Raw genomic sequence first — 22,119 nt, forward strand, 5'->3', positions numbered from 1 at the left:
TGTACATTTTTTTCTTATCCCTTTGTGGGTGGGGTTTTTTGTCATAACCCCCACCCCCCCCCTCGACCGTTCACGAGCTTCCCGGTGACGGATGCCCGACACGCGTCCGAAGCCTCCCTGCTCCCTGATCGCCGGTAGTGAGGCACAGGGAAAGGCAGCGGGAATGAGGAGACGGTCTTCGTGGTTCTGGGGGCAACGGGTCAGCTCCTGAAGAAGCCTGTTGCCGCTCGTCCGTCGCCGCCCCCTCTTGATGTGGAGCCGCTCATGACCACAGCGCGGGATCTGCTCGTCGTCGTCATCGACACACGGTCCGGTACGTCCGTCGAGTGGGGCGATCTGTCGCTGGCGCTCGCGGGCGCGGAACTGCTCGACCTCATCGACGCCGGGGCCGCCGACCTCGACGGGGACAGGGTGGTGCCGCCCCCGCGGCAGGCAGCGGAGCCCGCCGCGGGGCCGGCCGTCGACGATCCGCTGCTGCGGCAGGCCGCGTCCGCGCTGGTCCGGAAGGAGCCTCATGAGCCCGTCGAGGACTGGCTGTGGCGCCGTGGCCGCGACCTGGTGGCCGCGTATCTCGCGGAGTTGGGGACGACGGGATCGGCTGCCGCCCGTTGGCGGACCCGGAAGCCGTCGCTGAGCATCGACCCCTCGGCGCTGGCCGACTCGCCGGCGCGCCGCCACGCGAACGACCGCTGGGCGGCACACGAACCCGTGCTCACAGCCCTCGCCGCCGCTGCGGGCGTCGGCGCCCGGGACGACGGCGACCCGGGCGCCGGCGACCCGGGCAACGGCGTCGGGGACCGCGACGTTCTCGCGGATCTCGGCGACGACCGGATCGTGACCGTACTGGCCGCGGTCAACGAAGCCGTCGTCGAACTGGCCGGTGTACGGCAACGCCGGGCCGTCGAGGCGGCGGCCTTCGACAACATCTGGCGAGCCGTATGACCGGGGTGTGACGACAACGGCCGGGAAGCGGCAGGGGGCGCGTCAGCCGAGGCAGCCCGCGTGCGCGAGGGCCTGCCTCAGCAGGACCCCGTGCCCACCCGGCATCTCGCTCTGCACCGCCTCCGACAGCGCCTCCTGCGGGCTGAACCACACCAGGTCGAGTGCGTCCTGCCGGGGCCGGCAGTCACCCGTCACCGGCACGATGTAGGCCAGGGACACCGCGTGCTGGCGTGGGTCGTGGTACGGCGTGACCCCGTGCGTCGGGAAGTACTCGGCGACCGTGAACGGCTGGAGCGACGCCGGGACCCGGGGCAGCGCCACCGGGCCGAGGTCCTTCTCCAGGTGGCGCAGCAGCGCGTCCCGGATGCGCTCGTGGTGCAGCACCCGGCCGGAGACCAGCGTCCGGCTGACCGTGCCGTCCGGTCCGATCCGCAGCAGCAGGCCTACGCTGGTGACTTCGCCGCTGTCGTCGACACGTACGGGGACGGACTCGACGTACAGGATCGGCATGCGGGCACGTGTCATCTCCAGTTCGTCGGAGGACAGCCATCCCGGCGTGGTTTCGGTCGTGTCAGACATTGCTTGATCATACTTTCAACGGTTCGGACTGACAGGGAGGGCCGCTCCGCGGGGGTGTGTCCTCCTCGACGGGCTCGGCCGGGTCGGCGGGGCGGGGGATCCGGGGGGACGCGTCAGGGTTTCACGGCCACCGCACCGTACTGCGGTACCACCGGGGCGGCGGAGCCGGTCCCGGCGCGCCACCGCGAGCAGGACACCAGGCCGGGCTCGACCAGGGTCAGCCCCTCGAAGAACGCGGCGATGTCCTCGGCACTGCGAGCCGTGATCGGGGGAGTGGCGTTCTCGTTCCAGAACTCCATCGCCGGGATCTGGCTTCCGCCGCCCACCTCGGCGTCGTGGGTGGGGTGGGTGAGGGTGAGGAAACTGCCGGAGGGGAGCTTGTCCATGATGCGCCGCACGGTCGCGCGCGCCTGCTCGGTGTCGAGGACGAAGTTGAGGACACCCAGCATCATCACCGCGACCGGGCGGTCGAAGTCGAGGGTTGCGGCGGCCCGTTCGAGTATGGCGTCCGGGTCGCGCACATCGGCGTCGATGTAGTCGGTGGCGCCCTCCCGGGTGCCGGTGAGCAGGGTCCGGGCGTGCATCAGCACGATCGGATCGTTGTCGACGTAGACGATCCGGGAGTCGGGCGCGATCCGCTGGGCGATCTCGTGGGTGTTCTCCGCGGTGGGCAGCCCGGTGCCGATGTCGAGGAACTGCCGCACACCGCCCTCACCGGCCAGGTGGGCGACGGCCCGCTCCAGGAACTCCCGGTCCGCGCGGGCGATGTCCCGGATGACGGGGATGATCGAGGCGACCCGGTCGCCGACCCGCCGGTCGACCTCGTAGTTGTCCTTGCCGCCGATCCAGTGGTTCCACACGCGTGCGTTGTGCGCCACCGAGGTGTCCAGCCGCGCCGAGCCGCGCGGCGGGGTGTGGCTCTCACCCACGTCTCTTCCCCTCCCTCTCCCCTGCCTTCGCCCTTTCCTGCGACCGGATCCGGCCGTCGCGGCCATTGTGCCCGCGCAGTGATCACGTTGTCCCGGGAACGGGAGAGCGGGGCGAGGAGCGGGAGGGGATGCCGACGGGAGGCGGGGAGCGTCGTGGGGATCCATCGGCGGGGTCCGTCGTCGGGGTCGGTCGTCGGGGTCCGTCACGCCTGGTCGGGGGCGTTCCCGGCCTCGAACATCCAGCGCTGCTTCTCCAGTTCGGCGGTGACGGCGATCAGCAGGTCCTGGGTGACCGGGTCCGCCTTCTCGGTGGCGTCGACGCGCTCGCGCAGCCGTACGATCGCGGCACCCAGCGCCTCCGCCATCAGCCGCACGGTGTCCGCGTCGCGCAGCCAGCCCTCCTCGGGGACGGGCAGCGCGAAGACCTTGGCGACGGTCTCCGGGCGGCCGTCCGGCGGCACACCGAGCGTCGCGGCCCGCTCCGCGACCGTGTCGGCCTGGGCACGCGCGGTCGAGACCACTTCGTCCAGCTGGAGGTGGACCGAGCGGAACCGCGGACCCACGACGTTCCAGTGGGCCTGCTTGCCGATCAGCGAGAGACCCAGGAGATCCACCAAAGTGTCCTGGAGTGCCTTGCCGACGACCCGGCGGGCCTCGTCGGGCAGGGGGCTCCGCACAACGGTCATGGGGTATCGCTCCTTCTCGGTCGGTTGCGTGGGTGCTCCGCGAACGCGCGGGTGCCCCGGTTCCCCCGGCGCAAACGCGGGCCCGCCGCTGTGCGCGCAGGGCCGGGCGGGGGCGGCAGCGAGCACCGTGCGAGAAGCCGACAGGCGAGACGGTGCTTACGGCGATCGTTAGGTGGACATAGCATCGGTCTCCGCAATGGACATGATGACGCTCTGGCACCTCACCGGCTGGGAGTTCGCCGCCCTCGCCTTCGCAACCCTGCTCGTGGGCTTCTCCAAGACCGCCGTCAGCGGGGCGAACACGGTCAGCCTCGCGATCTTCGCGGCGATGCTGCCCGCCCGCGCCTCCACCGGCGTGCTGCTGCCCCTCCTCATCGCCGGTGACGTGCTCGCCGTCCTCACCTACCGGAGGCATGCCCACTGGCCCACGCTGTGGCGGCTGTTCCCGGCGGTCGCGGCCGGTGTCGTCGTCGGCACCGTCTTCCTGATGTGGGCGGACGACGAGGCCGTGGGGACGTCGATCGGGGCGATCCTGCTGCTGATGGCCGCGGTGACGGTGTGGCGGCGGCGGGCGGCGGACCGGGCCGCGAGGACCGCCTCCGACGCGGAGCAGCGTGAACAGGGCGAACGGAACGGCCCGGACGAGGTCACCTCCCGGGCCGGCCGGCTCAGGGCCCGCTCGTACGGCGTCCTCGGCGGCTTCACCACCATGGTCGCCAACGCGGGCGGGCCGGTGATGTCCATGTACCTGCTCTCCGCCGGCTTCCGGAAACTGGGGTTCCTCGGGACCTCGGCGTTCTTCTTCCTGATCGTCAACACGTCGAAGGTGCCCTTCAGCGTGGGCCTCGGACTGATCGACGCGGAGTCACTGCTGCTCGACGCGGCGCTCGTGCTGTTCGTCGTACCCGGCGCGCTGCTCGGGAAATGGGCCGTCGGCCGGATCAACCAGCGGCTGTTCGAGCAGCTGGTGATCGCGGCGACGGTGGTGGGCGGCCTGCAACTCCTGCTGCGCTGAGCAGGGAGCCGTCGCCGTGCGCGCCGGGTTCACCGCCCGAGGAAGGGCCCCTGTCCTTCCGGGACGTCCGGGAGGTCCGGGTGGTGCCGGAACCGGCTGGGGGCCGCCGTACGGCCGACCGTCGCCGCCAGCTTGCGCAGCCGCCGCCAGTTCAGACGCGGGGGCGGCTGGGCCACCCCCGGCCGTTTGCGCGGGACGCGGACACGGAGCACGCCGGACGCGATACGGCAGCGGACGGGCGCGGGCAGCAGCAGCGCCTCGCCGTCGACCCCGGCCTCGATCTCCGCCCGGTCACCCTCGACGAGGACCTCGGAGGCGGTCAGGTTGGTGAGCCGGCCCCGCGAGGGGTCCAGCAGCAGCGCGGCGGCGTCGACCGCGCTCTCGACCTTGACGCCGAGGACCCCGAGCACACCCGTGTCCAGCCGCTCCCGTCGGCCGAGGCCGAAGGGGTCGTCGGTGCGGTAGGGGTTGTTGCTGACCAGTACGGCCTGCGGATTGTCGAGCGCCGTGTCCCCGACGTGGGCGACCAGCCGGGCTCCCTGCTGGCCGGTGAGCAGATCGGGCAGCAGCTCCAGGCTGGTACCGATCTTGTCGTCCCGGTAGGCCGGGCTCTGCACGATCGACGCGTACGCGCCGAAGGACGCGTTGTTCACGAAGGGCTGGTCGCCGGCGAAACCCAGATCGACGCGCAGCTCCACCCCGTCGGTGAGCGCGTCCAGGCAGGCCGCCGGATCGCCGCGGTCCAGGCCCAGGTCCAGGGCGAAGTGATTGCGGGTCCCGGCGCTGATGACCAGGAACGGGACGTCGTGCTCGGCGGCCACGGCCGCGACCAGCGCCTGCGTGCCGTCACCGCCCGCGGCACCCAGCAGATCCGCGCCGCCCGCGACGGCCTCCCGGGCCATCGCCGTCACGTCGTTCTCCTTCTCCGGATCGAGCAGGACGACCCGGGCGCCCAGCCGTTCCGCCTTCTCCCGCAGCCGGTAGCGGCCCACCTTGCCACCGCCCGACCGCGGATTCATGATGAGCACCGCCCGCCGGGGCGACGGCATCCGCCGTTCCCCCGGCCGTTCGCGCAGCCGCTCGCTTCCCGTCCCGCGCAGCGCGAACCGGCCGCTCCACACGGCCAGCACCCACAGGGCCAGCGACAGCGGGAGAGCCCAGAACAGGATGACCGCGTACACGGTGATGACGGCCGCGGGCACGCAGACGGCGACCAGCGCGGCCACCCAGCGCAGCGGCCCCCGCAGGGTCAGCGTCCACCACAGGGCGGCGGCACTGACGGCGAGTCCGACCGCACCGCAGAGCAGCACCACCAGGCCTCGCGTGCCGCCGTAGACGAGAGGGATCACCACCGCGAGCGCGGCCGCGGCCAGCGCCGCCCGCGCGGCCCACCGCTGGGCCCGGTAGGCCCGCCTGCTCAAGTCCACGGCCATGACTCCTCCAGTCGACGGCGTCATCGTAGGGCGTACGGGGCCATGGGTGAGACCGGGTTCCGTGACCTGGTCACGGCGCATGTCCGACATCCGTGTGCCTGCCCCGCTCCCGTACCCGTCCTGATCGGTTCCGGCTCTCGCCGTGACGCGTTCCGACCCTCGCCGCGCCCCCTTCTCCGGGTCCGCCGCACGGCCTTCGGCAACCGGTCCCGTCCCTGCGCCGCGGCTGCCTCGTACCGGCCCCGTACGCTCGACGCCATGCCCCCGCAGCCGTCGCATTCGCCGCAGCCCTCGCCGTCCCCGCACGTCCTGGTCCTCGGCGGCACCACCGAGGCGCGCGAACTCGCCGCCGAACTGACCGCCCGTTCCGGCGTACGGGTGACCACCTCGCTCGCCGGGCGCGTGGCGCGGCCCGGAGCGGTCGCGGGCGAGGTGCGCGTCGGCGGCTTCGGCGGGGCCCGAGGACTCGCCGACTGGCTGCGCGACCAGCGCGTGACCGCCCTGATCGACGCCACCCACCCGTTCGCCGGGACGATCACGGCGAACGCGGCTCGGGCCGCGACCGCGGCCGGCCTGCCCCTGGTCGTCCTGCGCCGCCCCGGCTGGCAGCCGGGCCCCCGAGACCGCTGGCACCCGGTCCCCACCCTGGAGGCCGCCGCCGAACTGCTGCCCCGGCTCGGGCACCGGGTCCTCCTCACCACCGGCCGCCTCGGCCTCGCCGCCTTCGCACACCTGACCCGGCTCCACTTCACCGTACGGTCGGTGGAACCCCCCGAGCCACCCATGCCGCCGCACACCCATGTCCTGCTGGCCCGCGGCCCGTTCGGCGTGGCCGACGAGACGGCCCTGCTGCGCGAGCACCGCATCGACATCGTGGTGACCAAGGACAGCGGGGGATCGGCGACCTCCGCCAAACTCACGGCAGCCCGCGAACTCGGCCTGCCGGTCGTGGTCGTCAGCCGCCCGCCCCTCCCGGAAGGCGTGCGCGCGGTGCCCGACGTCGAGGGCGCCCTGGAGCAACTGGGGCCTCTCTGACGCCTTCCAGGGCCCACGCGCCCAGGGCCCACGCGCCTCCGGGGCTCACCCGTTCCCGGGGTTCCGGCGCAGCAGATACGTGTCCATGATCCAGCCCTTGCGCTCGCGGGCCTCGGCGCGCAGTGCTTCGATCCGGGGCGCCACCTCGGCGAGCGGGCCGGACACGAGGATCTCGTCCGGGGTGCCTATGTAGGCGCCCCAGTAGATGTCGACGTCCTGGCCGGCGTACTGCCGGAAGGTCTGGTGGGCGTCCAGCATCACGACCACGTCGTCCACCCCCTGCGGGAAGCCCTCCGCGAGCCGCCGGCCGGTGGTGATCTGGACCGGGCGGCCGACCCGGTTGAGTCCCGTACGGTGCCGGGCGACGAGGGCGGAGACACTGCTGATCCCCGGAACGACGTCGTAGTCGAAGACGACCTCGCCCCGCGCCAGGACCTCCTCGAGGATCGCGAGCGTACTGTCGTACAGCGCCGGGTCACCCCACACCAGGAACGCGCCGACCTGGTCCTCGCCCAGCTCATCGGCGATCAGCCGGGCGTAGATGTCCGCGCGGGCGCTGCGCCAGTCGCCGACGGCGGGGGAGTAGGCGGCGCCGCCGGCCCGCCGGTCCCGCTCCGGGTCGCGCGCCTCGACGACGCGGTACGCCCGCTCCGGCAGGTGCGCGTCGAGCATGTCCCGGCGGAGGCCGGTCAGGTCCGCCTTCACCTCACCCTTGTCGAGGACGAAGAACACGTCCGTGCCGCGCAGCGCCTTGACCGCCTGCAGGGTCAACTGGTCGGGGTCGCCCGCACCGATACCGATGACATGAATCTTTCGCACGCCCCGAGTCTGCCGCACGCCACTGACACCGGGCCCACCGCCTCCACTCATCGCCCCCGGCCCCGTTGCCCGCCCCCGTCGCAGGGAGCCGCCGTCCAGGAACCTCCCGGGGCCTCCCGCCTACGAGCCCTGCCCCCGGGCCCCCGCCCGCAGCCGCGGCGCCCGCGCCCCGGCGTCCACGGGAACAGCGTCCCCCCGCTCGACCTCCGCCGCCAGCTCCCGGGCCCACGCGACGACACCGCCGAGGTCGATCCCGTACGGACGCGTCTCTCCCGCGCCCGCCGCCCACTCCTCGGCCGAGCCCGCCCCGCGCCGCAGCAGCCGGGCCCCGCCGGTCACGTTCCCGCGCGCCGTGTGCGTGAGCCCCACGGCGAGCTGGGCGAGCCCCCGCCACAGCTCCCGCTCCTCCTCGGGCCCCGACTTCCAGGCGTCCTCGAACACCTCGTGCGCGTGGAACGGCTTCCCCTCGTCCAACAGCCGCTGCGCCTCGGCGACGCTCTCCAGTGGCGGCCGGACCACCCCCTCCGGCTGCCGCGGCACCCCCTGCGCCCCGTGGGGCAACGGCCGCCCCAGCCCGTCCCGGGGCCGCGCACTGCGCGCCCGCCCGTCACCGTCCCGGTCGCGCGCGTCGCCCGCCCGCTCGGAGGCGCTGTCGTCCTGCTCCCGGGAAATGCTGTCGTTGCTGCCCATACCCCGATTGTCCCGTGCCCGGACCGCTTTCGGTCCGGCCGGGGCCGTGGGGTAAAGTACGGACCGCGCGATCACGCGGTCCACCGCACGTGAGCGCATCGGGACGTGGCGCAGCTTGGTAGCGCACTTGACTGGGGGTCAAGGGGTCGCAGGTTCAAATCCTGTCGTCCCGACTCGAGAGAGTCGCAGGTCAGGGCCGGTTTCGGAGGCATCCGAAACCGGCCTTCGGCCCTTCCTGAGGGCTCGTCGGTGGCGGCCGTGCCCGCCGCGCCCCTCACCGCGCAGCGGACCGACTCGCGGCCGGTACGGCGGCACCGTCGTCCTCACACGGTCGCCTCGAGCGACGCGGTCATTCCGTCGTGTGCCGGAGGTACTCGGTGAGGGCCTTGCCCGGCCGGAAGGTGACCGCCTCGCCGTCCGTGTGGAAGCTGCCGAAGCTGCCCAGGACGACCGTTTCCCCTCGACGGAGGGCCTCGGCGATCGAGCCCGGATGTTCCACGGTCCCGAAGACGGCGTCGAGCGCACGTTCGGCATGCTCGGGGGTGAGCTGACGGCCCTCGCCGTGGTCCGCCGCATTGCCCGCGGTCGCCTCGATCAACTGGGTCCTGTCCATGTGTCCTGCCTGTTCGCTGGGGAGCCGGAGAGCCGGAGAGCCGAAGCCTGCGATGCCACGATCGTGGCATTCGGTGGCCGGTGCATCTCCTGATGGGCGTGCGGGTGGGGGAGGGCACGGCCGTCACGGTGCGACGTCCCGGCCCCCACCGGAAGAGGGTGAGCCGTTCGGCGGCACACCGCTCGCTGATTCGCCGGACGGCGGTTGTGATGGGAGTGACCTCCCCCTCAGCAGAAAGCGAGTCGGTCGTGTTGGTCAAGAAGCTGCACGAGTCCGGAGTCCGAGCCGAACACGCCTACACGGCCGGCTTCGTCTCCATCGGTCTGTCCGTCGTCTCCTGGAACGCCTCACTGCGTGTGGAGAAGAAGGGAGAGGAGCGCGCCGACCGTTGGGGCATCTTCGTCGGAGAGTGGGCCCCCACCTTCTTCGCCCTCGGCCTGGCACTGTCGACCTACGAGAAGTAGCACCGGCGACACACCGGGATGGTGGGCGCTGCACCGCTTCCGGAACGCGCCCGGTACCGGATCGGCAGTGAATTCCGGGCGCGGTCCTCCAAAGACCGGACGTGGCGTGCAGGCCCTCCCCCCGGGGCCGACGGCCTGGCATGGGCCCCGTTCCCCCGGCCCGGGCCTGCTCGCGAGCTGCGAGGCGCGCGGTGGTCCTTCACCCTGGAAGGAGGGGGAATCGGGCTGCCCGCAGCGCACAGTGAGAGGAACCGGAATGGCAAAGAACCGTAGTGGGGACAAAAAGCTCAAGAAAGGTGACAAGGTCGCCTGGAGCAGTCACGGAAGTCAGGCCGAGGGCGAGGTGGAGAAGGAGATCACCGGGCGAACGGAAGCCGCGGGACGAACGGTGGACGCCTCGCCGGACGACCCGCAGTATCAGGTCCGCAGCGAGAAGTCCGGCAGGTCCGCGGTGCACAAGCCGTCCGCCCTCAAGAAGAAGAAGTGAGGCCGTACGGATGGACGGTGACGAGCGGAAAGAGACCTGGGACGAATTCCGTGAGCTGGTGAACATGAAACCGGCCGAACTGGAGAAGTGGCTGGCTTCGGAGCAGTCGCAGAACGCCGGACAGGACAAGGGCGGGGGAGAGTCCACGGGGCACGCCTCGGGCCGCCGGATCGTGGATATCCTGCGCGCGAAGAAGGGCGACCTCTCGGACGACGACTACCAGCACATGCGGAAGGTCGTCGGCTACGTCCGGCGGCATCTGGCCCAGCGGCCCTCGGGCGACGTCCAGGACACCCGGTGGCGGCATTCGCTCATGAACTGGGGCCACGACCCGCTGGCATGACGCAGGACGAATCAGGGGTGCTTCCGCACGCCGTCGCGGGGCGCGTGGAGGGCATGCCGGGAGCCGGGACGGTGCCGGTGTCCGTGAGTGAGGTGCCGCAGGTCATGGACGGTGCGCCGGTCAACGGACCATACTGACCAGGCCCCTGGTCACTCACAGAACGACTCCATGGTCAAAAACAGCACTCCCACGCCCACCGTCCCCGACACCGTATGGCTGGCGCGCGGGCGCCATCCGGGCCCTGAGCCCGAGCTGGACGTCCGGCGCAACCTCATCGCCCTCAAGGCGGCCGGGGGCCTCGACGACTTCCTGGAGCTCGACCCCGTCGAGGCGGTCCGTTCCACCGCCCTGCACCCCCGGGACGCCTCCGCCGACCCCGGCCCGTCGGCCCGCCGCCTCTTCGAGGCCCGCTGGCGTGTGGCCGGGGACGTCACGGTGCGCGCGCAGCTGACCACGTACGATCCGCAGGCCCGTGGGCAGGGGACCGAGGGAGTCACCTGGATCCTCGTCGCCGAGGCGGGGCGCGCGTGGGACGCCCGCTGGCCGTCGCCCGCCACCCTGTTCTGGCCGGACAGCAGTCAGGTCGAGTGGGACCACGACACGGTGCCGGGCGTGCGCCTGCGGACGGTGAACCACCTGCCGAAGGACGACGACGAAGTGCGCCGCCGGCTGCGGGACTGCGCGCGCAGCAGCTGGTTCGTCCATGTCGTGGTGCACGAGGCGATGACCCCGGACGCGCGCGGGCAGCGGCCGGTCGCGGAGTTCCTGCCGCCGGGCCTGCGGCACCGGGTGGTCGAGCACCGGGGCACGCCGGAGCAGGCCCGGATCGCCGACTTCGCGCTGCAGCGGGAGCTGAAGTTGCGGATGCCGCGCGGAGGCGCCGTCGTCCTGCCCACGGTGCCGCAGCAACCGGGCTACGACCCGGAGCACTTCACGGTGCGCAACATCTTCCTGGACGGCTCGGAGCCGGTCGAATTCCTCGGCAGGATCATCGAGTTCGCCGCACTGCCGCGGCCCCTGCCGTCCGGGGCCGAGCAGGCCCTGACGCGGCTGCGCGAGGGCTGGCACCTGCTCAGCCCGGACGAGGAGCTGGTCCACGCCCAGGACATGGTCGCCAGGTACGCCCACGCGCTCGAAGCCATGACGGAGTCCCGTGACCGGTACCGGGAAGCGGCCGAGGCGGCCCAGGCCGCACTCGCCGAGGTGACCGGCGGCGACGGCGTACCCCGGCCGCCCGTGCCAGGACCGGCGGCCGGGGAGGAGGACTCGCCACTCAGCAGTTTCACGAAGGCGTTCGGCCGCTTCCGGGGCACGAACAAGTAGGCCGTCCCCCGTCGCCGCCCGACTCCCCGTCCGCGGGGCCTGTTCGCCGATTCGCCGCGTCCGCCCTTGACCTGAAGCGCACTTCAAGCTGAAGACTCCCGTTCCGTGCCCCGACGACGGGGTGCTCACAGGAGGGGAACGCCATGAGGTACCGCACCATCGGCAGCGATCCGCAGACCCGCCGGGAGGTGAGCGTGCTCGCGCTCGGCGCGATGCTGTTCGGCTCCGTGACGGACGAGAAGACGTCCTTCGCCGTACTCGACCGGTACGTCGAGGCCGGCGGGAACTTCATCGACACGTCCGACAACTACGCCTTCTGGACCGACGGCGGTCAGGGCGGACAGAGCGAGGAACTGCTCGGCCGCTGGCGGCGCAGCCGGGGCGTCGGTGACGAGATCGTCGTCGCGACCAAGCTGGGCGCCCGGCCCCTCGCCCCCGGTACGAGCTACACCGACAACCCGGAGGGCCTGTCGGCGAAGGCGATCAGGGAGTCCGCCGAGCGCAGCAGGGAGCGGCTCGGCATGGAACGGCTGGACCTGCTGTACGCGCACATCGAGGACCGCGCGGTTCCTCTCCGGGAGACGGCCGAGGGCTTCGCCGCCCTCGTCGCCGAGGGCACGGTCGGAATGCTCGGCGCGAGCAACCACGCGGTGTGGCGGGTGGAGCGGGCCCGCGCCCTCGCCGCCGCCGCGGGACTGCCCGGCTACGAGGTGCTCCAGTACCAGCACAGCTACCTGCGCCCCCGCGCCGACGTGCCCGGGGACCTCTTCCCCGACGGCAGCCTCGGGCACGCCGGTGCCGAACTGCTCACCTATCTGCGGGACGAGCCCCGGCTGGCCCTGGTCGCCTACTCGCCGCTGCTGAAGGGCGCGTACGCCCGGCCGGAGCGGCTGCCCCGGGACTACGACCACCCGGGGACACCCGCCCGGCTGAAGGTGCTGCACGAGGTCGCCCGGGAGACCGGGGCGAGCGCCGGCCAGGTGGTGCTGGCCTGGCAGCTCGGCCACGAGCTGCCGATCCTGCCGCTGGCCGGAGTGTCCTCCGTCGCTCAGCTGGAGGAGAACCTGGCGGCGGTGGACCTGGAGCTGTCGCCGGAGCAGCGGGCACGGCTGGACGCGGCGCACTGAGACGCCCGAGGCGCCCGCCCCGGGCCCGCCGGAGGGCACCCGCTCAGGACCTGACCAGCAGCTGGAAGTCGAACGAGTAGCGCGAGGCACGGTAGACGTGGGCCGCGTACTCCACCGCGCGGCCCGTGTCGTCGTAGGCGGTGCGGTGCATGGTGAGCAGGGCGGCGCCCTCCTTCTCGTCCAGGCGGGACGCCTCCCCGGCGGTGGCCGAACGGGCGCCGACGGTCTGCCGGGCGCTGTGCAGGGTGATGCCCGCCGCGCGCATCATGCGGTACAGGCCGGTCGACTCCAGGCGGGCGTCGTCCAGTTCCAGCAGACCCGACGGGAGGTAGTTGCACAGGAGGGCGACGGGCCGGCCGTGGGTGCGGCGCAGACGTTCGAGGAGGACCGTTTCCCCGCCCTCGGGCAGGCCCAGGGCCGCCGCCACGCCGGGGGGCGCGGGGACCGTCTCGTGGCGGAGGACCTCCGTGCTCGGGCCCTGGCCGGCCGCCTCCAGGTCGTCGTAGAGGCTGCTGAGCTCCAGGGGGCGCCTGACCTGGCTGTGCACCACCTGGGTGCCCACCCCACGCCGCCGGACCAGCAGTCCCTTGTCGACAAGGGACTGGATGGCCTGGCGGACCGTGGGGCGGGACAGACCGAGGCGCACCGAGAGGTCGACCTCGTTGCCCAGGAGGTTGCCCGGGGCGAGGACGCCCTGCACGATCGCCGCCTCCAGCTGCTGGGCGAGCTGGTGGTACAGCGGTACCGGACTGCCCCGGTCCAGGGGGAAGTCCAGTGAGCTGAGAGCGGGTTCGGTCACGGCACGGGCCCGGTCACCGGTCTTCGCCATGGACGTACCTTCCTGTCGCGGAGCGCTCCCGGGGGCAGGAGCCGCTCGGGGGACCGAGGGTCAGGAGTTGCTCGGGAAGCCGAGGTTGATGCCCCCGTCGGACGGGTCCGGCCAGCGCGTGGTGATGACCTTGCCCCGGGTGTAGAAGGCGACGCCGTCGTTGCCGTAGATGTGGTGGCCGCCGAAGAGGGAGTCCTTCCAGCCGCCGAAGGAGTGGTAGCCCACCGGGACCGGGATCGGCACGTTGACGCCGACCATGCCCGCCTTCACCTCGAGCTGGAAGCGGCGGGCGGCGCCGCCGTCCCGGGTGAAGATCGCGGTGCCGTTGCCCCAGCGGGAGTCGTTGATCAGCGCGATGGCCTCGTCGTAGGTCTCCGCGCGGACCACGCACAGCACCGGACCGAAGATCTCGTCCTGGTAGGCGTCCGCGGTCAGCGGCACCCGGTCGAGCAGCGAGACACCGACGAAGAAGCCGTCCTCGTGACCGTCGACCGTCAGACCCGTCCCGTCGAGCACGACCTCGGCGCCCTGCGCCGCCGCCCCCGCCACGTACGAGGCCACCTTGTCGCGGTGCTCGCGGGTGATCAGCGGGCCCATCTCGGAGGCCGGGTCGTTGCCCGGACCGATGCGGAGCTTCTTGGCGCGCTCGGTGATCCGGCCGACCAGGTCGTCGCCGATGTCACCGACCGCGACCACGACCGACACGGCCATGCAGCGCTCGCCGGCCGAACCGTACGCCGCGTTGATCGCCTGGTCGGCGGCCAGGTCCAGGTCGGCGTCGGGCAGGACCAGCATGTGGTTCTTGGCGCCGCCGAGGGCCTGGACCCGCTTGCCGTGCTCGGTCGCCTTCCGCTGGATGTGCCGGGCGATCGGGGTGGAGCCGACGAAGGAGACGGCCTCGATGTCGGGGTGCTCCAGGATGCGGTCCACGGCCGTGCGGTCGCCGTGCACGACGTTCAGCACACCGTCCGGCAGGCCCGCCTCGGTGGCCAGTTCCGCGAGGCGGACGGAGGCCGACGGGTCCTTCTCGGACGGCTTCAGCACGAACGTGTTGCCGCACGCGATGGCCAGCGGGAACATCCACATCGGCACCATGGCCGGGAAGTTGAACGGCGTGATGCCGGCGACCACGCCCAGCGGCTGGCGGATCGAGGCGACGTCGACGCGGCTGGAGACCTCCGTCGACAGCTCACCCTTGAGCTGCACGCTGATCCCGCAGGCCAGCTCCACGATCTCCATGCCCCGCGCGACCTCGCCGAGGGCGTCGGAGTGCACCTTGCCGTGCTCGGCGGTGATCAGCTCCGCGATCTCGTCGCGGTGGGCGTCCAGCAGCTCGCGGTACTTGAACAGGATCGCCGTACGCCTGGCCAGCGACGAGGTGCCCCAGCTCTCGAAGGCATCCTTCGCGGCGGCGACGGCGGCGTCCACCTCCGTGGTGTCCGCGAACGCGACCTGCTTCTCCTGGGCGCCGGTGGCCGGGTTCCAGACGGGGCCGAAACGGCCGGAGGTGCCTTCGGCGGGCTTGCCGCCGATCCAGTGGCTGATGGTCTTCATGAGAGCGGACGACCTTTCACGTGCGGTGCGTTGATACGGGAGCGGGGGCTCGAGTGCCGGGCCCGGAATGTCGACGGTGCGGTGCGCAAGTGCAGAGGCGCAGGGGTTCAGAGGTGGCGGCGGCGGCCGGTGACCTGGGCGTCGTACCGTTCGCGCGCCCGGACGGCGGCCTCGCGGGAGGCGACCTCCGCCACCGGCACGTCCCACCAGGCCTCGGCCGGGGGAGCGGTGGGCGCCGGGTCCGTCTCGACGTACACACAGGTCGGACGCTCGGCGCCGCGGGCCTCGGCCAGGGCGTGGCGCAGCTCCCGCACGGTCTTGGCACGCAGCACGTCCATGCCCAGGCTGGCCGCGTTCGCCGCGAGGTCCACGGGCAGCGGGGCGCCGGTGAAGGTGCCGTCCTTCGCCCGGTAGCGGTAGGCGGTGCCGTAGCGCTCGCCGCCGGTCTCCTCGGACAGGCCGCCGATGGAGGCGTACCCGTGGTTCTGGATCAGCACCATCTTCACCGGCAGCCGCTCCTGGACGGCGGTGACGATCTCCGTCGGCATCATCAGATAGGTGCCGTCGCCGACCAGCGCCCACACCGGCGTGCCGGGCGCGGCCTGCTGGACACCGATCGCGGCCGGGATCTCGTAGCCCATGCAGGAGTAGCCGTACTCCAGGTGGTACTGGCGCGGGCTGCGCGCCCGCCACAGCTTGTGCAGGTCGCCGGGGAGCGAACCGGCCGCGTTGATCACCACGTCCGCGTCGCCCACGACCGCGTCGAGCGCGCCGAGCACCTGGGTCTGCGTCGGTACGGCGTTCTCGTCGTCGGCGCGGTAGGCGGCCTCGACGACCTGCCCCCAGCGCTCCTTCCCGGCTGCGTACTCGCCCTCGTAGGCGGCGTCCACGCGGTGCCCTGCCAGCGACCCGGCCAGTGCTTCCAGACCGGTCCGCGCGTCGCAGACCAGGGTGCGCGCTCCCAGCTTGTGGGCGTCGAAGCCGGTGATGTTGAGGTTGAGGAAGCGCACGTCCGGATCGGCGAAGAGGGTGCCGGAGGCGGTGGTGAAGTCGGAGTAGCGGGTGCCGACACCGATCACCAGGTCGGCGGTGCGGGCCAGTTGGTCGCTCACCGCCGTGCCGGTGTGGCCGATGCCGCCCAGGTCGGCCGGGTGGTCGTGGCGCAGGGAGCCCTTGCCGGCCTGGGTGGAGGAGACCGGAATGCCGGTGGCGTCCACGAAATCCCGGAGCGCTTCCTCGGCCTCGCTGTGATGGACACCGCCGCCCGCGACGATCAGGGGACGGCGGGCGGCCCGTACGGCCTTGGCCGCCGCCTCCAGCTCGACCGGGTCCGGCGCCGGACGGCGTACCCGCCAGACGCGGTCGGCGAAGAACTCCTCCGGCCAGTCGAACGCCTCGGCCTGCACGTCCTGCGGCAGGCAGAGGGTGACGGCACCGGTCTCGGCCGGGTCGGCGAGCACCCGTACGGCGTTGAGCGCGGACGAGATCAGCGCCTCGGGGCGGGTGATCCGGTCGAAGTAGCGGGAGACGGGGCGCAGCGTGTCGTTGACGGACACGTCCGCCTCGACCGGGTGCTCCAGCTGCTGGAGCAGCGGGTCGGCCGCGTGCGAGGCGAAGTAGTCGCCGGGGAGCAGCAGCACCGGCAGCCGGTTGACGGTGGCGAGCGCGGCGCCGGTGACCAGGTTGGTGGCGCCGGGGCCGATCGAGGTCGTCACGGCCTGCGCCGACAGCCGGTTGAGCTGGCGGGCGTGGGCGGCGGCCGCGTGCACCATGGACTGCTCGTTGCGGCCCTGGTGGTAGGGCATGACACCGGCGTACTCGACGAGCGCCTGGCCGACGCCCGCCACGTTGCCATGGCCGAAAATGCCCCACGTGCCCGCGATCAGCCGGTGCCGTACGCCGTCCCGTTCCGTGTACTGGGCGGCCAGGAACCGCACCAGGGCCTGGGCGGTCGTCAGTCGGCGGGTGGCGGCGCTCATACGGACCTCTCCGGGGCGGTGTAGAGGGGCAGGCGGGGGTCGAGGGGCTGGTCGGGCCAGGTGGAGCGGAGCCAGGCGTGGTCGGGATGGTCGCAGATCAGCCAGGCGCGTTCGTCCTCGGGGCCCGCCATGACGTTGAGGTAGTACATGTGGTGGCCGGGCACGGCCATGGACGGCCCGTGCCAGCCGTCCGGGATGAGCACCACGTCGCCGTCGCGCACCTCGGCCAGGACGTCCGTGTCCCGGCCCGGACCGGACGGGGAGACCCGCTGGTAGCCGAGGCCGGGGACGCCGTCGTGGTCCGCGAACTCGAAGTAGTAGATCTCCTCCAGCACGGACTCCTCGCCCGGCCGGTGCTCATCGTGCTTGTGCGGCGGGAACGACGACCAGTTGCCGCCGGGGGTGATCACCTCGACCGCGATCAGCTTGTCGCACTCGAAGGTGCCGGCCGCCCCGAAGTTGTTGACCTGGCGGGAGCAGGCGCCGGTGCCGCGCAGTTCCACGGGGACGTCGAAGGCGGGTCCGTAGCGGGCGGGCAGCCGCCGGGTGCAGCGGGCGCCGGTGAGCGCGAACCGTCCGCCGCCGACCGACGTGACGGTGGCGCGGGCGTCGCGCGGCACATAGGCGAAGTCGGTGACGCCGTCGAACACGCCGGCGCGGCCGGCGAGTTCGAAGGAGTCGTGGCCGAAGTCGTCGGCGGAGGCGACCGTGCAGCCGCCGCTGAGCGGCAGGACGATCCACTCGCTCCCGCCGGTGTCGAAGGTGTGCGTGCCGCCCGGCTCCAGCTCCAGCACACGCAGGCTGGAATGGCCCCAGCCGGCCGACTCGGGGGTCACGTCGACACGGTACGGGCCCGCCGGGGCACGGTCCGCGGGAAGGTGGTGGGTCATGGCAGCCTTTCCGGTCACAACCGGCTCACGGTTCACAACAGGTTCAGCAGACTCATGGTTCACGGCTGACGCACCGTTCACAGCAGGCTCACGGCCGTGTCCACGGCTTCCTCCACACTGCCCCCGGCCGGGTAGAGCAGCGAGCGGCCGACCACCATGCCCTGTACGGAGGGCAGCTTCAGCGCCTTGCCCCACCGCTCGTACGCCGCCTCCTGGTCGCCGACCTCGCCGCCGAGCAGGACCACGGGCAGCGTGGAGCTGCGCAGGACCTCCGCCATGTCGTCGGCGTTCTCGGTGACGGGCAGTTTCAGCCAGGTGTAGGCGGAGGTGCCGCCGAGCCCGGAGGCTATGGCGATGGAGCGGGTGACGGCCTCGGCGGACAGGTCGTTGCGGACCCTGCCGTCGACCCGGCGCGAGATGAACGGCTCCACGAACACGGGGAGCCGGCGCTCGGCCATGGCGTCGACGGCGCGGGCGGTGGACTCCAGGGTGGTCAGGGACCCCGGGTCGTCGTAGTCGATGCGGACCAGCAGCTTGCCCGCGTCGAAGCCGAACCGCTCGATGTCCTCGGGGCGGTGGCCGGTGAAGCGGTCGTCCATCTCGAAGGCCGCACCGGCCAGACCTCCGCGGTTCATCGACCCCATCACGACCTTGTTCTCGAGCGCGCCGAGCAGCAGCAGGTCCTCGAGGATGTCGGCGGTGGCCAGCACCCCGTCGACGCCGGGCCGGGACAGCACGACGCACAGCCGTTCCAGCAGATCGGCGCGGTCGGCCATGGCCAGGGGCCGGTCGCCGATCCCGAGCGCGCCCCGCGCGGGATGGTCGGCGGCCACGATCATCAGCCGTCCGCTGTCGCCGATCAGCGGACGGCGGGCCCGGCGGGCCGCCGCCTCGGCGACGGCCTCCGGATGCCGGGCCCGGACCGTGGTGAGGTCACAGATGCTGAGGTTCAAGAAAGGACTCCGTTCAGGACTGGCTCGGCGGGTTCGCGTCGCCCGGCGGCACGGCCCGCGCGAGGAGGTCCGCGACTTCCGGCCCGGTGGGCATGGCGGACGAACAGGCCAGGCGCGAGGCGACGAGGGCGCCGGCGGCGTTGGCGTGGCGCATGGTGCGCTCCAGGTCCCAGCCCGAGAGCAGACCGTGGCAGAGCGAACCGCCGAAGGCGTCGCCCGCGCCGAGGCCGTTGACCACGTCCACCGGGACCGGCGGCACCTCTGCGCGGGTGCCGTCGCGGTGCACGGCGAGCACGCCCCGGGGACCCTGTTTGACCACGGCGAGTTCCACCCCGGCCGCCAGCAACGCCTCGGCGCACGCCTCGGGCTCGCGCACTCCGGTGGCGACCTCGCACTCGTCGAGGTTGCCGACGGCGACCGTGGCGTGCCGCAGGGCCCGGCGGTAATAGGGGCGGGCCTCGTCGGGATCGCGCCAGAACATCGGGCGCCAGTCCAGGTCGAACACGGTGGTGCCCGCCTTGGCGCGGGCCTCGAGCGCCTCGAGCGTCGTCGAGCGGCTCGGCTCCTCGCTCAGACCGGTGCCGGTGATCCAGAAGATCCCGGCCCCGCGGACGGCGTCGAGGTCCAGCTCGGCGGTGTGGATCTCCAGGTCGGGGGCCTTGGGCCGGCGGTAGAAGTACAGGGGGAAGTCGTCCGGCGGGAAGATCTCGCAGAAGGTGACCGGCGTCGGGTACGCGGCGACCGGGGTGACCCACCGGTCGTCGACGCCGAAGTCCTTCAGTGCCTCATGCAGATAGACGCCGAAGGGATCGTCTCCCGTGCGGGTGATCACGGCCGTGGAGCGGCCGAGCCGGGCGGCGGCCACCGCCACGTTCGCGGCCGAACCACCGAGGAACTTTCCGAACGTTTCGACCTTTGTCAGTGGAACGCCGGTCTCCAGTGGGTAAAGGTCGACCCCGATGCGGCCCATGGTGATCAGGTCGAAATACTGTGGTGCGTCTGAGTCGGTCATCGAGCGAAGCTCCTCGAACTGCTGGGGATGCGGGTCCCGGGGTGCCCTGCCACGGTGGGGCGTGGAAGCCGGGGGACCTGCCGCCTCTCAGGTGTAGGTCTCGGAGGGCGGCGATGTCAATAGTTTGTACTTACATTCGGACTAGCAAGTGAAATGATGTCTTAACAAAGTATTGACAGAGTGCGCGTCAAGGGATTTGATCCGGTCCCAGCACGACACCTGTTTCGCACGACGACACAGACCCGGACGTCCGAGGCTCCGGGGAGGATTCTCGGACCCCCGCCCTTTTCCGCGTAGCACAGTGAGGTGCAGGCAAGATGGACCGCTCTTCCCACCACCGCCCCCGCAGAATCGTGCCCTTCGTCGCGGTGGCCGCGGCGGCCGCCCTGACCCTCGCCGGCTGCTCCAGCGGCTCCGGTGGCAAGAAGGCCGAGGAAGGCGGCGGCGACGGCGCGTCGGCCGGCAAGGCGAACACGCCCGAGATGACCGTCGCCCTCGTGACCCACCAGGCGCCCGGCGACACCTTCTGGGACATCGTCCGCAAGGGCGCCGAGGCCGCCGCCGCGAAGGACAACGTCGATCTCATCTACTCCGCCGACCCGAACGCGGGCAACCAGGCCAACCTGGTGCAGAACGCGATCGACCAGAAGGTCGACGGCATCGCCGTCACCCTCGCCAAGCCGGACGCCCTCAAGAGCGTCCTCGCCAAGGCGGAGAAGGCCGGCATACCCGTCGTCGGCCTCAACTCCGGCCTGAGCGACTGGAAGGACCTCGGCCTGCTGGAGTTCTTCGGCCAGGACGAGTCCGTGGCCGGCGAGGCCTTCGGCAAGAAGCTCAACGAGGTCGGCGCCAAGAACACCGTCTGTGTCGTCCACGAGCAGGGCAACGTCGGCCTGACCCAGCGCTGCGACGGGCTGAAGGAGACCTTCGAGGGCGAGACCCAGATCCTCAACGTCAACGGCACCGACATGCCGTCGGTGAAGTCGACGATCACCGCCAAGCTCAAGCAGGACCCCTCCATCGACTACGTCGCCACACTCGGCGCCCCCTTCGCGCAGACCGCGGTGCAGTCGGTCGGCGACGCCGGCAGCGAGGCGAAGGTCACCACCTTCGACCTCAACAAGGACCTGACCAAGGCGATCCAGGCCGGCGACATCGAGTTCGCCGTGGACCAGCAGCCCTACCTCCAGGGCTACCTGGCCATCGACGGCCTGTGGCTCTACGAGAACAACGGCAACTACAGCGGCGGAGGTGAGCAGCCGGTGCTGACCGGCCCCGCGTTCGTCGACGAGTCGAACGTCGACGCGGTCTCCGAGTACGCCGCGAAGGGCACTCGGTGATGAGTATGACCCGACAGGCTGAGCCGGCGGTGACCCCACCGCCGGCCCCCGGCCCGAAGGAGACCGACGGCCGCACCGCGCGGCGCCCGCTGGCACTGCGGCTGCTGGCCCGGCCCGAGATCGGCGTCTTCCTCGGTGCCCTGGCCGTCCTGATCTTCTTCCTGATCACCGCCCCGCCCATGCGGGACGGCAGCTCGATGGCGAACATCCTGTACCAGTCGTCGACCATCGGGATCATGGCCCTGCCGGTGGCGCTGCTGATGATCGGCGGCGAGTTCGACCTGTCGGCCGGTGTCGCGGTGGTCACCTCGGCGCTCACCGCGAGCATGCTCGCCTACCAGCTCTCCATGAACGTCTGGGTGGGCGTGATCGTCGCCCTCGCGGTGTCCCTCGCCGTCGGCCTGTTCAACGGCTGGTTCCTGGTCAGGACGGGGCTGCCCAGTTTCCTCGTCACCCTCGGCACCTTCCTGATCCTCCAGGGCGTCAACCTGGCCGTGACCAAGCTGGTCACCGGGAACGTCGCGACCGACGACATCAGCGACATGGACGGCTTCGAGCAGGCCAAGGCCGTCTTCGCCTCGAGCTTCGAGGTCGGCGGCATCCAGGTGAAGATCACCGTCGTGTGGTGGCTGGTCTTCGCGGTCCTGGCCTCCTGGGTACTGCTCCGCACCAAGTACGGCAACTGGATCTTCGCGGTCGGCGGCAACAAGGAGAGCGCCCGCGCCGTCGGTGTGCCGGTGACGTTCACCAAGATCTCCCTGTTCATGCTGGTCGGCTTCGGCGCCTGGTTCGTCGGCATGCACCAGCTGTTCTCCTTCAACACCGTGCAGTCCGGCGAGGGCGTGGGCCAGGAGCTCATCTACATCGCCGCCGCGGTGATCGGCGGCTGCCTGCTGACCGGCGGCTACGGTTCCGCGATCGGCCCGGTCTTCGGCGCCTTCATGTTCGGCATGGTGCAGCAGGGCATCGTCTACGCCGGCTGGAACCCGGACTGGTTCAAGGCCTTCCTCGGCGTGATGCTCCTCGGCGCCGTCCTCATCAATCTGTGGGTCCAGCGCACGGCGACCCGGAGGTGAC

At 71.9% G+C, this 22,119-nt stretch carries 23 protein-coding genes and 1 tRNA gene; 11 read left to right on the forward strand and 13 right to left on the reverse strand.

All coding sequences use genetic code 11. From position 1 onward, the window contains the following. Nucleotides 1–264: 264 nt before the first annotated feature. Nucleotides 265–942 carry a GPP34 family phosphoprotein gene (locus tag ACFWVE_RS11500; RefSeq protein WP_384011129.1) on the forward strand — a complete coding sequence of 226 codons (678 nt, stop codon included), beginning with the start codon at nt 265–267 and terminating at the stop codon, nt 940–942. Between the two features lie 42 nt (nt 943–984). On the opposite strand, the gene ACFWVE_RS11505 is transcribed toward ACFWVE_RS11500, so the two are convergent. The 3 genes from ACFWVE_RS11505 to ACFWVE_RS11515 form a co-directional block, all read right to left on the reverse strand. Beyond that, complete coding sequence (locus tag ACFWVE_RS11505; protein ID WP_384011134.1) at nt 985–1,521, reverse strand: NUDIX hydrolase family protein; 537 nt, start codon at nt 1,519–1,521, stop codon at nt 985–987. 113 nt (nt 1,522–1,634) lie between these two features. Then, entirely contained in the window at nt 1,635–2,450 is an 816-nt protein-coding gene (locus ACFWVE_RS11510; protein ID WP_384011138.1) for an SAM-dependent methyltransferase, read from the reverse strand. Between the two features lie 203 nt (nt 2,451–2,653). Next, a complete protein-coding gene (locus ACFWVE_RS11515; RefSeq protein WP_384011142.1) occupies nt 2,654–3,136 on the reverse strand; it encodes a Dps family protein in 483 nt (160 codons plus the stop codon). Nucleotides 3,137–3,332: 196 nt separating this feature from the next. On the opposite strand from ACFWVE_RS11515, the gene ACFWVE_RS11520 reads away from it, so the two are divergent. After that, nucleotides 3,333–4,151 carry a sulfite exporter TauE/SafE family protein gene (locus tag ACFWVE_RS11520; RefSeq protein ID WP_384011341.1) on the forward strand — a complete coding sequence of 273 codons (819 nt, stop codon included), beginning with the start codon at nt 3,333–3,335 and terminating at the stop codon, nt 4,149–4,151. A 29-nt stretch (nt 4,152–4,180) separates the two neighbouring features. Here ACFWVE_RS11520 and ACFWVE_RS11525 read toward each other — a convergent pair whose 3' ends face one another. After that, nucleotides 4,181–5,584, reverse strand: a complete 1,404-nt coding sequence (locus ACFWVE_RS11525) for a diacylglycerol/lipid kinase family protein (RefSeq protein WP_384011146.1) — start codon at nt 5,582–5,584, stop codon at nt 4,181–4,183. A 258-nt stretch (nt 5,585–5,842) separates the two neighbouring features. On the opposite strand from ACFWVE_RS11525, the gene ACFWVE_RS11530 reads away from it, so the two are divergent. Next, nucleotides 5,843–6,619, forward strand: coding sequence for a cobalt-precorrin-6A reductase (locus tag ACFWVE_RS11530; RefSeq protein WP_384011151.1), 777 nt, complete (start codon nt 5,843–5,845; stop codon nt 6,617–6,619). A gap of 45 nt (nt 6,620–6,664) precedes the next feature. Here ACFWVE_RS11530 and cobF read toward each other — a convergent pair whose 3' ends face one another. Together cobF and ACFWVE_RS11540 are read right to left on the reverse strand one after the other, a co-directional pair. Then, the gene (gene cobF / locus ACFWVE_RS11535; protein ID WP_384011155.1) at nt 6,665–7,438 is read right to left on the reverse strand and encodes a precorrin-6A synthase (deacetylating); all 774 of its coding nucleotides are present in this window, start codon (nt 7,436–7,438) and stop codon (nt 6,665–6,667) included. A 120-nt stretch (nt 7,439–7,558) separates the two neighbouring features. Then, on the reverse strand, nt 7,559–8,128 hold the full coding sequence (locus tag ACFWVE_RS11540; RefSeq protein WP_384011160.1) for a DUF309 domain-containing protein: 570 nt from the start codon (nt 8,126–8,128) through the stop codon (nt 7,559–7,561). 99 nt (nt 8,129–8,227) lie between these two features. Between ACFWVE_RS11540 and ACFWVE_RS11545 the strand changes: the two genes are divergently transcribed. Further along, nucleotides 8,228–8,301: transfer RNA gene (locus ACFWVE_RS11545), tRNA-Pro, on the forward strand. 176 nt (nt 8,302–8,477) lie between these two features. Here the strand turns inward: ACFWVE_RS11545 and ACFWVE_RS11550 are convergent. Continuing rightward, a complete protein-coding gene (locus ACFWVE_RS11550) occupies nt 8,478–8,741 on the reverse strand; it encodes an HU family DNA-binding protein (protein ID WP_384011166.1) in 264 nt (87 codons plus the stop codon). Nucleotides 8,742–8,989: 248 nt separating this feature from the next. Here ACFWVE_RS11550 and ACFWVE_RS11555 point away from each other — a divergent pair, with 248 nt between their 5' ends. The 5 genes from ACFWVE_RS11555 to ACFWVE_RS11575 all read left to right on the forward strand — a co-directional run bounded on the left by ACFWVE_RS11555 (nt 8,990) and on the right by ACFWVE_RS11575 (nt 12,485). Then, entirely contained in the window at nt 8,990–9,205 is a 216-nt protein-coding gene (locus tag ACFWVE_RS11555) for a hypothetical protein (RefSeq protein ID WP_384011170.1), read from the forward strand. A gap of 256 nt (nt 9,206–9,461) precedes the next feature. After that, the gene (locus tag ACFWVE_RS11560; RefSeq protein ID WP_384011172.1) at nt 9,462–9,692 is read left to right on the forward strand and encodes a DUF2945 domain-containing protein; all 231 of its coding nucleotides are present in this window, start codon (nt 9,462–9,464) and stop codon (nt 9,690–9,692) included. Between the two features lie 10 nt (nt 9,693–9,702). Continuing rightward, nucleotides 9,703–10,035 carry a DUF3140 domain-containing protein gene (locus tag ACFWVE_RS11565; protein ID WP_384011174.1) on the forward strand — a complete coding sequence of 111 codons (333 nt, stop codon included), beginning with the start codon at nt 9,703–9,705 and terminating at the stop codon, nt 10,033–10,035. A 168-nt stretch (nt 10,036–10,203) separates the two neighbouring features. Next, nucleotides 10,204–11,358 (forward strand): hypothetical protein, encoded by a 1,155-nt coding sequence (locus tag ACFWVE_RS11570; protein WP_384011176.1) that lies wholly within the window; start codon nt 10,204–10,206, stop codon nt 11,356–11,358. A 143-nt stretch (nt 11,359–11,501) separates the two neighbouring features. After that, entirely contained in the window at nt 11,502–12,485 is a 984-nt protein-coding gene (locus tag ACFWVE_RS11575; RefSeq protein WP_384011181.1) for an aldo/keto reductase, read from the forward strand. 43 nt (nt 12,486–12,528) lie between these two features. Here the strand turns inward: ACFWVE_RS11575 and ACFWVE_RS11580 are convergent, their stop codons facing one another. The 6 genes from ACFWVE_RS11580 to iolC all read right to left on the reverse strand — a co-directional run bounded on the left by ACFWVE_RS11580 (nt 12,529) and on the right by iolC (nt 19,702). Further along, on the reverse strand, nt 12,529–13,314 hold the full coding sequence (locus tag ACFWVE_RS11580; protein WP_384011183.1) for a GntR family transcriptional regulator: 786 nt from the start codon (nt 13,312–13,314) through the stop codon (nt 12,529–12,531). A 60-nt stretch (nt 13,315–13,374) separates the two neighbouring features. Next, on the reverse strand, nt 13,375–14,868 hold the full coding sequence (locus tag ACFWVE_RS11585; RefSeq protein WP_384011189.1) for a CoA-acylating methylmalonate-semialdehyde dehydrogenase: 1,494 nt from the start codon (nt 14,866–14,868) through the stop codon (nt 13,375–13,377). A gap of 107 nt (nt 14,869–14,975) precedes the next feature. Continuing rightward, entirely contained in the window at nt 14,976–16,847 is a 1,872-nt protein-coding gene (iolD, locus tag ACFWVE_RS11590) for a 3D-(3,5/4)-trihydroxycyclohexane-1,2-dione acylhydrolase (decyclizing) (protein ID WP_384011193.1), read from the reverse strand. Next, a complete protein-coding gene (iolB, locus tag ACFWVE_RS11595) occupies nt 16,844–17,737 on the reverse strand; it encodes a 5-deoxy-glucuronate isomerase (RefSeq protein WP_384011196.1) in 894 nt (297 codons plus the stop codon). The genes iolD and iolB overlap by 4 nt, the downstream gene beginning before the upstream one ends. A 77-nt stretch (nt 17,738–17,814) precedes the next feature. Then, on the reverse strand, nt 17,815–18,690 hold the full coding sequence (locus ACFWVE_RS11600) for a deoxyribose-phosphate aldolase (protein ID WP_384011203.1): 876 nt from the start codon (nt 18,688–18,690) through the stop codon (nt 17,815–17,817). Nucleotides 18,691–18,703: 13 nt separating this feature from the next. Further along, nucleotides 18,704–19,702, reverse strand: a complete 999-nt coding sequence (iolC, locus tag ACFWVE_RS11605; RefSeq protein ID WP_384011208.1) for a 5-dehydro-2-deoxygluconokinase — start codon at nt 19,700–19,702, stop codon at nt 18,704–18,706. 317 nt (nt 19,703–20,019) lie between these two features. Between iolC and ACFWVE_RS11610 the strand changes: the two genes are divergently transcribed. Beyond that, nucleotides 20,020–21,042, forward strand: a complete 1,023-nt coding sequence (locus tag ACFWVE_RS11610) for a sugar ABC transporter substrate-binding protein (RefSeq protein ID WP_384011214.1) — start codon at nt 20,020–20,022, stop codon at nt 21,040–21,042. Then, complete coding sequence (locus tag ACFWVE_RS11615; protein ID WP_384011219.1) at nt 21,042–22,118, forward strand: ABC transporter permease; 1,077 nt, start codon at nt 21,042–21,044, stop codon at nt 22,116–22,118. The genes ACFWVE_RS11610 and ACFWVE_RS11615 overlap by 1 nt, the downstream gene beginning before the upstream one ends. The last annotated feature ends 1 nt before the right edge of the window (nt 22,119 follow it).

It is taken from the genome of Streptomyces sp. NPDC058632, from assembly GCF_042717095.1.
Taxonomy (GTDB): Bacteria; Actinomycetota; Actinomycetes; order Streptomycetales; family Streptomycetaceae; genus Streptomyces.